The 12776-nt window shown below is 70.5% G+C and carries 13 protein-coding genes; 4 read left to right on the plus strand and 9 right to left on the minus strand.

Going from position 1 to position 12776, the window contains the following annotated elements:
• Positions 1 to 13: 13 nt before the first annotated feature.
• On the minus strand, positions 14 to 415 hold the full coding sequence (locus ACIQCZ_RS17500) for an RNA-binding S4 domain-containing protein (protein WP_402283175.1): 402 nt from the start codon (positions 413 to 415) through the stop codon (positions 14 to 16).
• Between the two features lie 611 nt (positions 416 to 1026).
• On the opposite strand from ACIQCZ_RS17500, the gene ACIQCZ_RS17505 reads away from it, so the two are divergent.
• Positions 1027 to 2802, plus strand: coding sequence for a VWA domain-containing protein (locus tag ACIQCZ_RS17505; protein ID WP_402283177.1), 1776 nt, complete (start codon positions 1027 to 1029; stop codon positions 2800 to 2802).
• On the opposite strand, the gene ACIQCZ_RS17510 is transcribed toward ACIQCZ_RS17505, so the two are convergent.
• A complete protein-coding gene (locus ACIQCZ_RS17510; protein WP_402283178.1) occupies positions 2736 to 3983 on the minus strand; it encodes a sensor histidine kinase in 1248 nt (415 codons plus the stop codon). The two genes, ACIQCZ_RS17505 and ACIQCZ_RS17510, sit on opposite strands and share 67 nt — an antisense overlap.
• On the minus strand, positions 3980 to 4633 hold the full coding sequence (locus tag ACIQCZ_RS17515; RefSeq protein WP_376209250.1) for a response regulator transcription factor: 654 nt from the start codon (positions 4631 to 4633) through the stop codon (positions 3980 to 3982). Before ACIQCZ_RS17515 ends, ACIQCZ_RS17510 begins: the two co-directional genes overlap by 4 nt.
• Before the next feature lie 291 nt (positions 4634 to 4924).
• On the opposite strand from ACIQCZ_RS17515, the gene metG reads away from it, so the two are divergent.
• Entirely contained in the window at positions 4925 to 6529 is a 1605-nt protein-coding gene (gene metG, locus ACIQCZ_RS17520) for a methionine--tRNA ligase (protein WP_402283180.1), read from the plus strand.
• 78 nt (positions 6530 to 6607) lie between these two features.
• On the opposite strand, the gene ACIQCZ_RS17525 is transcribed toward metG, so the two are convergent.
• From ACIQCZ_RS17525 to ACIQCZ_RS17545, 5 genes are all read right to left on the minus strand, one after another.
• On the minus strand, positions 6608 to 7189 hold the full coding sequence (locus ACIQCZ_RS17525) for a Uma2 family endonuclease (RefSeq protein WP_402283182.1): 582 nt from the start codon (positions 7187 to 7189) through the stop codon (positions 6608 to 6610).
• Between the two features lie 66 nt (positions 7190 to 7255).
• The gene (locus ACIQCZ_RS17530; protein WP_402283183.1) at positions 7256 to 8092 is read right to left on the minus strand and encodes a L,D-transpeptidase family protein; all 837 of its coding nucleotides are present in this window, start codon (positions 8090 to 8092) and stop codon (positions 7256 to 7258) included.
• Positions 8093 to 8388: 296 nt separating this feature from the next.
• A complete protein-coding gene (locus ACIQCZ_RS17535) occupies positions 8389 to 9297 on the minus strand; it encodes an intradiol ring-cleavage dioxygenase (RefSeq protein WP_402283184.1) in 909 nt (302 codons plus the stop codon).
• Positions 9298 to 9368: 71 nt separating this feature from the next.
• Complete coding sequence (locus ACIQCZ_RS17540; RefSeq protein ID WP_402283186.1) at positions 9369 to 9566, minus strand: DUF397 domain-containing protein; 198 nt, start codon at positions 9564 to 9566, stop codon at positions 9369 to 9371.
• An 8-nt stretch (positions 9567 to 9574) separates the two neighbouring features.
• Positions 9575 to 10426 (minus strand): helix-turn-helix domain-containing protein, encoded by an 852-nt coding sequence (locus tag ACIQCZ_RS17545; RefSeq protein WP_402283187.1) that lies wholly within the window; start codon positions 10424 to 10426, stop codon positions 9575 to 9577.
• 245 nt (positions 10427 to 10671) lie between these two features.
• On the opposite strand from ACIQCZ_RS17545, the gene ACIQCZ_RS17550 reads away from it, so the two are divergent.
• A complete protein-coding gene (locus ACIQCZ_RS17550; protein WP_402283188.1) occupies positions 10672 to 11088 on the plus strand; it encodes an ATP-binding protein in 417 nt (138 codons plus the stop codon).
• Positions 11089 to 11262: 174 nt separating this feature from the next.
• On the opposite strand, the gene ACIQCZ_RS17555 is transcribed toward ACIQCZ_RS17550, so the two are convergent.
• Positions 11263 to 12249, minus strand: a complete 987-nt coding sequence (locus tag ACIQCZ_RS17555; protein WP_402283190.1) for a helix-turn-helix transcriptional regulator — start codon at positions 12247 to 12249, stop codon at positions 11263 to 11265.
• A 92-nt stretch (positions 12250 to 12341) separates the two neighbouring features.
• Here ACIQCZ_RS17555 and ACIQCZ_RS17560 point away from each other — a divergent pair, with 92 nt between their 5' ends.
• Entirely contained in the window at positions 12342 to 12740 is a 399-nt protein-coding gene (locus tag ACIQCZ_RS17560) for a VOC family protein (protein WP_376284907.1), read from the plus strand.
• The last annotated feature ends 36 nt before the right edge of the window (positions 12741 to 12776 follow it).

Below are 12776 nucleotides of genomic sequence, written 5' to 3' on the forward strand. Positions count from 1 at the left end.
GCGGTGCCCGCCGTCAGCCCGTCGGACCCGATCCCCGCAGCCGCTCCATCTCCCGTCGGTCCCGCTTCGTCGGCCGCCCCGCGCCCCGGTCCCGTACCGGAACCTGGATCGCCGCCTCGCGCGGCGGCGGGGGCGGACTGTTGTCCACGAAGCACTCCGCCGCCACCGGGGGCCCGACCCTCTTCTTGACGATCTTCGACACGACGACGATCCGGTCCCGGCCCGCGTGCCGGAGCCGTACCTCGTCGCCGACACGCAGTGTCTGGGCGGGCTTGGCGCGCTCGCCGCCGACCTTCACATGACCCGCGCGGCAGGCGGCAGCGGCCTGCGAACGGGTCTTCGTCAACCGGACCGACCAGATCCAGACGTCGACCCGAACGCTTCCCTCCGCCTGCGGCGCCTCACCGGAAACCATGCAACCGACTCTACGGGGTGTCCCGTAGTCCCTGGTGGAGCAGCGCACGGCGTCGGATGCGGTGCATCGCAAGGCGCAGGGACGTCCGCACACCGGATGCCTGCGGACGTCCCGACAACGCGGCGAGGTACCGCAACTGTCGTCGCGCGCCCGCCAAGGGTCACGGGACACCCCTTGGTGCGGCGCACGCGTCGGTCGGGTCGAAATCGGGCCGGGCCGGGAGCAGATCGGGCCGGGACCGGCCGAAGTCGTCGATATTCTCAACCTGGTTACGGCTGTCCGCCTCACGCCCGCACGCCCCGGACGCGTGCACGAGGCGGAACAACCGCGAGGCGGAACAACGATGTGACCGACCGCTTGTCAGACACATCGGCCACTCGCACCGGCAAGGCACCCCGGGACCGAACAGGCCCATGCGATCGCAGTACGTCGGGTCCGTCCGGCACGCGCAGGACTTGGCCCGTGCTCGGTTGCGGCACAGTTGTCCCACGGGCGGGCCGCGCCACCGAACGGCCGGATCCGGCCGCTAACCTTACGTATCCGTCCTGGCCAGGGATGAATCCCGCAGGTCGGACATTTATCGCACCCAACTCACGCGAAAGGCCTCGCCCATGGGCATTCGGAGCTTGCTGCGCAAGGTGTTCGGCCGCGACCGCGCGGAGCAGGACGCGTCGGCGCCGGCGCCGACGGCCACGGTCCCGCCCCAGACCGAACGCACCGCGTCCGCGGAGTCGGAGCCGGTCGCGGCCACGGTGGACGAGCCGGCTGCGGAGACCGCCTCGGTGCGCGAAACCGCCCCGGTCACCAAAGCCTCGGTACCGGCCCCCGCTTCTCCCCGGTCCTCCATCGGCGAAAGCGGCCTGGCGTCGGACCTGGTGGCGGCGGCCTTCGACAAGGCGTCCCTCCCCACGGTCCCGGCACAGGGCTCCGCCCCGAAGTCGAAGCCGGTGGAACCGGTGGAGCCGACGGAGCCGACGGAGGCCGCAGTCGCCGAACCGGAGGCCGCCGAGGCCGAGGTCACGGGGCCGGAGCCGGAGGCCGTCGAGGCCGAACCGGTTGCCGCGAAGGCCGACAAGGCCGAAGCCGCGGAGCCGGACGCCGAGGAGCCGGAGAAGCCGCGGGCCGAGGTCACGGAGCCGGAGGCCGCCGAGGCCGAACCGGTTGCCGCGAAGGCCGACGAGGCCGAAGCCGCGGAGCCGGAGGCCGCGCCCTCCGTCGCGGAGGCCGAGACCACGCCCGAGCGCGAAGCCGAGCCGAAGCCCGAGCCCGAGCCCGTGGCCACTGACTCCACGCCCGAGCCCGTCGCCGCCGAGGCCCCGGCCGAGCACGCCCCGATCACTGTCGAAACGGACCCGGAGCCCGAAGCGGAACCGGAAGCCGCGCCCGCAGCCGACGCCACGCCCGAACCGGAAACGGAACTCGCACCCACGGCCGGCGCCACGCCCGAACCGGAACCCGAAACGGAACCGGAACCCACGGCCGACGCCACGCCCGAACCGGCTGCGGAGCCCGCACCCGCCCCCGCAGCTGGCACAACCCCCGAAGCAGCAACGGTGGCAGCCTCCGAGACGGCCCCCGAATCAGCACCGGCACCGGCCGCCGAAGCCGCGCCGGAGCCCGAAGCCGCACCGGCCGCCGAAGCCGCACCGGAGCCCGAAGCCTCGCCGGTCACCGAAGCCGCACCGGACGCCGCCGGCAAGCCCGCCCTCCCCCTCGCGCGGGTCAAGTCCCGTGCCCCCGGGCTCGTCGACTCGTACAAGGCCGCTCAGAGCGGGCTGAAGGCACACGGGCTGACCGGGCTGCGCGCCACCGTCTACCTGGTCCTCGACCGCTCCGGCTCCATGCGGCCGTTCTACAAGGACGGCAGCGCCCAGCACCTGGGCGACCGCACCGTGGCCCTCGCCGCGCACCTGGACGAGAGCGCCACCGTCCCCGTCGTCTTCTTCTCGACGGACATCGACGGCACCGGCACGGTCGACCTCGCCGCCCACGAGGGCCGGATCGACGAACTCAACGCGGGCCTGGGCCGCCTCGGCCGTACGAACTACCACCGCGCCGTCGAAGAGGTGGTCGCGCACTACGAGAAGTCGGAAGCGACCGGCCCGGCTCTGGTGATCTTCCAGACGGACGGCCCGCCGGACGCCAAGCAGGCCGCCAAGCAGGCGCTCGCCGATGCCGCGCGGCTGCCGCTGTTCTTCCAGTTCGTCGCGTTCGGCGAACAGGACGCGAAGGGCTTCGACTTCCTGCGGAAGCTGGACGTCCCGAACGCCGGGTTCTTCCACGCGGGCCCCGCCCCCCGCGAGATCGCGGACACCACGTTCTACCGCGAGGTCCTCGCCGCCCTCCCCGCCTGGATCGCGGACCGCGAAGCGGCCGTCGAGAGCTGATCCGCCGGCAGGCGTACGGTCACGGCGAGCCCGCCCCCGGGGCCCGGCACCGCCGTGACCGTACCGCCATGGGCCACCGCGATAGAACGCACGATCGAGAGGCCGAGGCCCGATCCCGGCCCCATCCGGTCCTTGCCCTCACCCCGCCGGAACGGCTCGAACAGCCCTGGGATGTCCGCCGCGTCCACCACCGGCCCGGTGTTGCGCACCTCCAGCAGCGCCCCGTCCCCGGCCGTCACCAGGACCACCTCCACCGTCCCGTCCGGCACGTTGTACGTGACGGCGTTGGCCAGCAGATTCGCCACGAGCTGGGCGAGCAGCATCCGGTTCCCCCGCACCGCACAGGGCCCGGCGTCGACCTTCACACCCGGGTGCCGGGCCGTCTCCTCCGCCACCACCTGCGCGAGATCCACCGCCTCCCGCTCGCCCGTCGCCAGCCCGCGCTCGCTGCGCGCCAGCACCAGCAGCCCCTCGATGAGCCGTTCGCTGCGCCGGTTGTTGTCCAGGAGCGTCTGCCGGGTCCGTACGAGATCGTCGGGGGACGGGTCGTCCAGACCGATCTGGATCGCGGCCCGCTGGGTGGCGAGCGGCGTCCGCAGCTCGTGGGAGGCGTTGGCGATGAACCGGCGCTGGCTGTCGAACGCCTTCTCCAGCCGGGCCAGCAGCGCGTCGAGCGTGTCGCCGAGCTCCTTCAGCTCGTCGTCCGGTCCGCTGGACGCGATCCGTTCGTGCAGGGTGTGCTCGGACAGCCGGCGCGCCTTGGCGGTCATGGCGTGGACGGGCCGCAGCACCCGGCCCGCGGTCCACCACCCCACGCCGACCGCGCAGGCCGTCATGACGAGCAGCGCGGCGGCGGACCAGATGAGCAGCTGGTGACCGGCCGCGTCGCTGACGTGGTCCGTGAGGTCGTAGACGGTGGGCGGTCCGAGACTGCGCCGGGTGATGAGGGGGCCGTTCACCGCGTATCCGGGCTGCACGACCGCGGCCGTGCGGGCGATGGCGCGCGCCTGGGAGTCCGTGCCCGCGCGCGAGGCGAGGTTGACGGTGGCGAGCAGCGCCGTCCCGAGCACCAGGAAGACCCCGCCGTACACGAGCGCGATCCGGGTCCGGATCGTGGAGTGCTGGACGTGCGGGACGCGAGCGGCGCGCAGGACGCGCGGGAAGCGTGACGGGCGCTTCACAGGGCGTACCCCACGCCCTGCACCGTACGGATCAGGGCCGGCTCCCCGAGCTTGCCGCGCAGCTTGCTCATGCAGACGCGGACGGCGCCGGTGAACGGATCGGCGTTGGCGTCCCAGGCCCGCTCCAGCAGCTCCTCCGCGCTGACGGTCCCGCCGTCGGCCTCCAGCAGCAGCTGGAGCACCGAGAACTCCTTCGGCGAGAGGTCCAGCTCCCGCCCCTCCCGGGAAGCGGTGCGCCGTACGGTGTCGAGCCGGATGCCGTGCCGCTCCAGCTGCGGCGGTACGGGGCGGGCGCTGCGCCGCCGCAGCGCCCGTACCCGCGACACCAGCTCGGGGAACTCGAACGGCTTGCCCAGATAGTCGTCCGCGCCGAGATCGAGCCCCGCGACCCGGTCCTCCATGGACACGGCGGCGGTGAGCATCAGAATCCTGGTCCGGGACCCGGAGGCGACCAGTCCGCGTGCCACGTCGTCGCCGTGCACCCGTGGCAGGTCGCGGTCGAGAACGACGACGTCGTAGTCGTGCAGTCCCAGGTAGGCGAGGGCGGCGTCACCGCTGTACACCGTGTCGACGGCGAACCCCGCCCGCCGCAGCCCGGTGGCGACCAGCTCCGCCAGGATCTCCTCGTCCTCGGCGACCAGTACCCGCATCGTGATGTCCCTTGCCTCGTGCATGCGTGTCCACTCCCTCCCAGGATGCGTCTTTGCTACGGGAAGGGATGTTTCGCAAAGGTCTCCGCACCCCCGGTGACCGGCCCCTTCAGGAGCTGCCGTACCGGCCACGTCGACGGCACCGCCCTCCCGCTCGCCCCCGTACCGGCCGGCGAGATGGATCTCCCCGCCTGTTCGGTCTTCGTCGAGGATCCCTTCCTCCCCTGGTCCGGGGGCCGCCGGCCGTAATCGGTGTGAGTCGATCTTCCGCTGGCCGTTAGGATTTCGACCATGGCGGCCACTGGATCCGAGAAGCAGGGGGCGACGGCGTACTACGTCTCGACCCCCATTTACTACGTCAACGACGCTCCTCACCTGGGCCACGCCTACACGACCGTCGCAGGCGACGTGCTCACGCGCTGGCACCGCCAGCGCGGCGAGAAGGTGTGGTACCTCACCGGCACGGACGAGCACGGTCAGAAGATCATGCGCACGGCCGAGGCGAACAACGTCACCCCGCAGGCCTGGTGCGACAAGCTCGTCGAGGAGGCGTGGAAGCCCCTCTGGAAGCACCTGAACATCGCGAACGACGACTTCATCCGTACGACGGAGAAGCGCCACACCGACCGGGTGCAGGAGTTCGTGCAGGACCTGTACGACAAGGGCGAGATCTACAAGGGCGGGTACGAGGGCCCGTACTGCGTGGGCTGTGAGGAGTACAAGCTCCCCGGCGACCTCATCGAGGACGAGAACGGCGTCAAGCTGTGCCCGATCCACAAGAAGCCGGTGGAGATCCTCAAGGAGGAGAACTACTTCTTCAAGCTGAGCGCCTACGGCCCGAAGCTGATGGAGTTCTACGCGAACAACCCCGGCTTCATCCAGCCCGAGTCGGCCCGCAACGAGGTCGTGAACTTCGTCAAGCAGGGTCTGCAGGACCTCTCCATCTCCCGCTCGACGTTCGACTGGGGCGTCCCGGTGCCGTGGGACGAGAAGCACGTCATCTACGTGTGGGTCGACGCCCTGCTGAACTACGCCACGGCGGTCGGCTACGGCGCCAACCAGGAGAAGTTCGACGGGACCTTCCCCGCCGACGTCCACCTGGTCGGCAAGGACATCCTCCGCTTCCACGCGGTGATCTGGCCCGCGATGCTGATGGCGCAGGGGCTGCCGCTGCCGGGCCGGGTCGCGGCCAACGGCTGGCTGATGGTCGGCGGCGAGAAGATGTCGAAGTCGAACCTGACCGGCATCAAGCCGCAGGACCTGACCTCGCACTTCGGCGTGGACGCGTACCGCTGGTACTTCCTGCGCGCCATCGCGTTCGGCAGCGACGGCTCGTTCTCCTGGGAGGACTTCTCCGCCCGCTACACCTCCGAACTCGCCAACGACTACGGCAACCTCGCCTCGCGCGTCGCCGCCATGGTCGGCAAGTACTTCGGCGGGGCACTCCCCGAGGCCACCGCCGCGGGCGACGCCGAGAAGGCGGTCCAGGAGGGGCTGGCGAAGGCCGTCGCCACGGCCGACGAGAAGATCGGCGAGGAGCTGGACTTCCAGGCCGGCATCCTGGCGATCTTCGACTTCGTGAAGCAGGTCAACGGCTACATCACGGAGCAGGAGCCCTGGAAGGTCGCCAAGGACACCTCCCCCGAGGGCCAGGCCCGCCTCGCGACGATCCTCTACACGGCCGCCGAGTCGCTGCGCGGTGTCGCGGTCCTGCTGAACGCCGTGATGCCGGAGACCTCGCAGAAGCTGTGGGACTCCCTGGGCGCCGAGGCGTCCCTGGGCGCGCTGTCCGACCAGCGCGTACAGGACGCGGGCACCTGGGGCCGGCTCCCGGCGGGCGCGACGGTGACGAAGGGCGCGGTGCTGTTCCCCCGCCTGGAGGAGAAGCCGGCGTAACCGGGACGTACGCACGGGGAAGGGCCGGAACCGCACGACTCGGGTTCCGGCCCTTTCCGCTGCTCTGCCGCTTCCGGGTCAGCGGACCCAGTTCTTCAGCGGCTCGGTGTCCAGTTCGATGCCCACGGGGCCGGGGAGTTCCACGGACTTCCCGTACGGCACCGTCACCACCTGCTCGTACCGCACGCCGTCGGGCTGCGAGTGCACCTTGACCTCACAGGTGTCGCGGTCGATGAGCAGGTGGACGGGGATGCCCGTCTCGGCGTACGCGCGCGGCTTGTCGACGCGGTCGCGGCGGTCGGTGTCCTCGTCGTACGAGGTGACCTCGACGACCATCAGGACGCCGTCGGGACTGGCCCACTCACCCTGGCCGACGAAGGTTTCGAGCGGGACGAGCACACCGTCCGGGCGCGCGTTGCCCTTGCGGTACGCCTCGATGCGCAGCCCCTGCTCGGCGAAGAGCCAGTTGCCCGGATCCGACTGCATACAAATCCGCGTCAGCCAGGCGATGATCCGCCCGTGATCCCCGTCCGGCGCAGCCTTGACCCCCAGTTTCCCGTTCACGAACTCCAGGCGCGGCGCTTCTTCGGCACGTGTGGCATGACGGGCGAGGTCCTCGAAGACCTCCTGGGTCAGCACACTCTCCTCAACCACACTCATCACTGCCTCCTGAGGGAAACCGGGCTGCGTCCAGCTTGCGGACGCCCCGCCCGGCCCGTACCCGGTTCACCGCTCCAGCGCCTCCACGTCCCCCATCACGACGACCGGCTTCTTCTGGGGATCGAGCAGGCGGAGCAGTTCCCTCATCCGGTTCTCGGGGAGGGAGACACAGCCCTGGGTGGGCCCGCCGTGGTCCGCGTGGATCCAGATCCCGCCACCCCGTTCCTTGCCCAGCGGACGCTCCGGGTCCAGGGGGGAGGTGCCGGGCGTCCGGTTGTAGTCGACGGCGACGACATAGTTGAAGGAACCTTCGAGTGACTCCCCGTCGAACCCCTCACCGCTCACGGCGAACGCCGGGCTCTGGTTGTACGGGAACATGGTGCCCGGGGGTTCGAGCAGGCCGCCCGCGGCCGTCAGCCCGTAGACCCCGACCGGGGTGCGGAGGTCGTCCTCCCAGTGCTCGTCCGTCCAGCCGTTCAGGGCGTTGCGGGCGGGCCAGCGGTCCGTGGCCGCGCGCCAGCCCCGGGCGGGATCGTCACGGGTGTAGAGGACCGCGGTGGACAGGCTGGAATTGTAGAAATCGCCGGTGACGACGAGCGCCTGCCGGGAGTCCGCCGGGATCTCGGCCCGCATCTGCGGCCCCAGCGCGGGGATCTCCCGGGGGCGGAGGCGCGGGGCCGCCGGGGCGGGGGCGGCCTTTCCCCGTATCCCGTCGGCCTGCGGCCCTCCGACACCGGCGGAGACCGAGGGGGAGGCCGAGGCGGAGGCCCGGACCTTGCGGGTGGCGATGTCGGATTCGGAGGTGTTGTCGCAGGCGGTGAGCAGCAGGATCGCGGCGACGCAGGTGCCGGCGCGGACGGCGTACGGGGGACGCCGGGCGGCCGACGGACGGTACACGGACACGGGCACTCCTCAGCGGTCGTTGGGCGCGGGCGGCACAGGCGGGCTCCCCGTCACGCATCGCCCCGCCGAACCCAGTTAACGCCGCCACTCGCGAGCGCGAATCCGCACGAGGGCCATACGGCTGTACCGCCGGCCGGGCACGCCCGCGCGAAGGGCCCGGAACCGCTGGTCGTCCACGCGGGTTCCGGGCCCTTCGTCTCCGTGGGGGAGAGCAGGCGGCTGAGAGCCTGTCGGGTGACCGCCGACCGGGCGGGCGCGGTCCGGTCCGAGGCCACCCGACAGGGTCTGAGACCCGATCAGAGGTCCGTGCCGTCGTGCGTCTCGTCCGGGTCCACGCCCATCGTGATCGAGCCGATGACGCCGCGCGCCATGTGGTGCTTGCGGTACGAGAGCTTCATCAGCCCGCCCGTGACGCCGCTCCGGTCGTAGATGGTGTCCTCGGTGAGGGTGGTACGGGTGGTGGTGCTGGTCGAGTACGGCTCGGTCTTCGCCGAGTCGAGGACCGCGGACTCCGCGAAGAAGAACTGTCCGGTGTGGCAGGTGTGCCCGCCTTCGTACCCGGCGGTGGTCATCTTCCCGCCGACGTGCACCTTGGTGTGGATGTGCACGCAGCGCCCCTGGTACCAGCCTGGGAAGATCGTCTTGAACTCCACGTACCCGTGCTTGTCGGTGAGCTGGGTGCCTCTCAGGTAGCGCTCGTCGTCGGTGGGCTCGCTGTGCCCGCCGCCGGGGCCGCCGGACGGCGGCGGGCCGGTGGGGGCGTCGGTCGGCGGGGTGCCCCCGTCGCCGGGACCGCCGGGTCCCCCCGGCCCGCCGGAGCTCATCGCCTCGTAACCCGAGTAGACGCCGAGTGCGTCGCAGTGCCAGATGTCGACGGCCGCGTGCGCGACCGGCTTGCAGGTGTCGGAGTCGATCACCTTGAGCCGGAGGGTGAGGGGGATGCCCTCCTTGTCCTCGGTGATGTCCTTCCGGATCTTGTCGGCGTCGATGTAGTACGGCCCCTCGGTGGTCTCCGAGGTGAGCCGGTAACACTCCTCGCCCTGTCCGCCTCCGGACTTCTTCGCCCCGGCCGTGTCCTCGTCGGCGGAGGCACTGGCGACGGCGCCGGCCCCGATCCCGGCGGCCATGATCACCGCGCCTCCGGCGAGCACCACCCGACGGCGGGACATGTCCTTCTTGTGCGCGGGCCCTTCAGTCTCTGTCATGAACGCCGAGGCTAGAAAGGGAAGTTGGGAAACAGATGAGTGTGGGCTGTGTGTTGCTGTGAGGCCGGACGTCAGGCTCCGCCGAGCTGCCCGCCCTTCACACGACCCAGGAGCCGGGCCAGCTGATCCGGGGTGACCGCCAGCTCGGTACCGGGCTCATCGCTCTCGCGCAGCCGTATCAGGCCGTTGTGTGCGGCGAGCTCGACGCAGCTGTTCCCGTCGCCGCCGCCCGAGAACGAGGACTTCTGCCAGTTGATCGAGTGGGACATGCTCCGCCTCACAATTCCTTGGTCATCCGGTGAATGAAATCGCGCGACTTACCGGGATCGAGTGATGCCGCTTCCAGCTTGCGAAAGAGTGCTCGAAATCGGTCGAGCTGAGACTCGGCATCAAGGAACGCGGTGCCGTGAGGCGCGTCCCGTACCACCGTGTCCAGCCGAGGCACCGGCCCACCGGCGTACACCATCGCGCTCCCGGCACCCGCGAAGCCATCAGTATCGAAGGGAACAACCCGTACCGTCACGCCCTCTCGGTCGGACAGGGCGAGAATCTGGTCGAGTTGGGCACGAGAGGCCCCACGGTCACCGACCCGGATGCGCAGGGCCGCCTCATGGATCACCGCCTGGTACTTCACGGGTGCATCTTTCTCGAAGATGGCCCTCCGCCCCATCCTGTGGGCCACCCTGGCTTCGAGTTCAGCTTCCGGAAGCTCCGGGGGCAGGTACGAGAAGACCGCGCGGGCGTAGTCCTCGGTCTGCAGCAGGCCCGGTACGTGGATGATCTCCACATCGCGCCGGAACGAGGCATGGTGCTCCAGCTCCGACAGATCCAGGAAACCAGGCGGCAGTACGCCCCGGAACTCCTCCCACCAGCCACGCGTACGGTCGGTCACCATCATTGCGAGCGCGTCGATCAACTCTTTGTCGGCGCAGGCGCAGTGGGCCGCGAGCCTTCGAAGCCGCTCTTCACCGACACCGGCGTTCCCAGCCTCTATCTGGCTCATCTGAGCAGAGTTGGTTCCGAGAAGTCCTGCCAGCTCCCGAGCCGTCATGCCCGCCGCATCTCGCAGCTTGCGCAGCTCCGCACCCAGGCGCACCTGGCGTGCGGTCGGCCGACTCCTCGCCGTCATACAAACTCCTCCCCCAACAGCGCTTTCCGTGGGCCTTGTTGGAGCAACCCGTTCGGGTGCCAGATTACGCCAACGGCTTGCATGGGCGAAAACTTTCGCCCTACCTTCAGTGACGCGCCGCACACGCTGCGAAACACCGGGACTCCGGAAGCGCACCGCCCCGCCCTGCCATGGCGGGTGCGACATGCCACCGCCCACGGACCGCCGCGCCCCACAACCACTCACGCACCAAACGGAGTTCCCGTATGCCGAACTCGCCCGCGAGCGCAGACGCCCCCTGGGAGTACACGCTCTACATCCCCCACGATCCCCGCGCGGTCACGGTCTCCCGCCGCACCCTGCGCCTGATCCTCACGCTGCACGACCTGCTGCCCCTCTCCGAGACCGCCGAACTCGTCGCCGGCGAACTGGTGGGCAACGCGGTACGCCACACCAAGGGCCCGGCCGCGTTACGCCTGCGGTGGGCGGGCCGCGTCCTGCGCATCGGCGTCTGGGACGCGGACCCGACCCCACCGATGCCACCCCTGCACCCGGCCGCGGAAGCGGAGAACGGGCGCGGCCTCGATCTGATCCGCAACTGCACGGACGGCTGGGGCTGGTATCCACTCAGCAGCACCGGCGATTCAGGAAAGTTCGTATGGTGCGAACTCTTGGCTTCGTGACGTTCAACCATGCGGCGCCACACGGACATCGCGGTTCTGCGCCCCAGGCCGATCGCGAACGGCCCTGCTCGATGCCCGCCGCGGTGCCACCCCACGACGCTGCCTCGATGTGCGGCCCAAGGGCTGTCCCACAACCCCTTGGCTGTGCCCTCTCATGGCATTGGTTCCTCGCTGTCAGGCGCGGCGGGCGTAGGACGCGAGGCGATCGGCGAGCTCGATGACGAGGTCGCGCAGTTCATCGGGGCGCTCGATGACGAACGGCCGGTCGAGTGAGGCGAGTACCGGAGGCAACCAGTCGAGCCGCTCCGCCCGCAGTTCGACGCGCAGCCAGCGCTCGGCCGCGCGGTCCTCGCCTGCCACGGGCTCGTCCTCCTTCAGGCTCGCGACGCCGGCGGGAAGGTGGGCGCGGATCTGCTCGACCGTCCCGTGGATCCGCAAGGTCACCTCATGCTGGTACTCGGCCGTGGCGAACCCTGACAGCACGCGCTGTGCCGGACCGGGACCCATGGGCGCTTCGAATGAGCCGGGCAGGGTCCGCGCGTCTGCGATCCGATCGAGCCGGAAGGTTCGGTCCTCGCCGATCCCGGGATCCGTGCCCGTGACGTACCACCGGCCCGAATGGGCGACGATCCCGTACGCGTGCAGCGTGCGTTCGCTGCGCCGGCCGTCGCGGTCGGTGTAGCGGATCGAGACCGGTCGGCGGTGGCGCACCGCATCGGCGATGGCGAGCAGGACCCCGGCGTCCGGGGTGTCGAACTCTCCGGGCCGTTCCGTGAAGGCGAGGGATTCCAGGAGTGTGTCGAGCCGGCGAGCGATGTGCTTGGGCAGCACCCGCCGGATCTTGGCCGATGCCGTCTCGCTTGCCGTGTGCTCCGTCGTCAGCCCTGCCCGGCGGCCGGCGACCAGGCCGAGCAGCACGGCCAGCGCCTCGTCGTCGCTGAGCATGAGCGGAGGCAAGCGGTACCCGGGGGCGAGCCGGTACCCGCCGTAGCGGCCGCGCACCGATTCCACGGGCACGTCGAGGTCGATCAGATGCTCCACATACCGCCGCACGGTGCGTCCTTCGACGCCGAGCCGGTCGGCGAGTTCGGCCACGGTCCGGGTGCCGCCCGACTGCAGCAGCTCCAGGAGTGTCAGCACGCGGCCGGTGGGTCGAGGCATGTGCACAACCTAGCGCGAATACAGGACCGATTCTGTCCACTATTTCTCCTAGCCTGCGATGTGCACGCCTCCACACAGCCAAGGAGATCCCCATGGACTTCGTCTCGATCCGCATCATCACCAGCGACGTAGCGCGCCTCGTCGAGTTCTACGAGCGAGCCACAGGAGTGCGGGCGACGTGGGCCACCGAGGACTTCGCCGAACTCAGGACCCCGGGGGCCACCCTCGCGATCGCCGGCACCCGCACCGTCCCGCTGTTCGCCCCGGGCTCTGCCCGCCCGGCGGACAACCACAGCGTGATCACCGAGTTCCTCGTCGACGACGTGGACCGCGTTCACCAGAACCTGACCGGCTTCGTCACCGACTTCGTCACCGAGCCCACCACGATGCCCTGGGGCAACCGGTCGCTGCTGTTCCGCGACCCCGACGGCAATCTCGTCAACTTCTTCACCCCCGTCACCCCGGCGGCTGTCGAAAAGTTCGCACGCTGACGCCACGCACAGCCGCTCACGCGGGAGCCCTGAGAT

Source organism: Streptomyces sp. NPDC093149, from assembly GCF_044754145.1.
GTDB lineage: Bacteria > Actinomycetota > Actinomycetes > Streptomycetales > Streptomycetaceae > Streptomyces.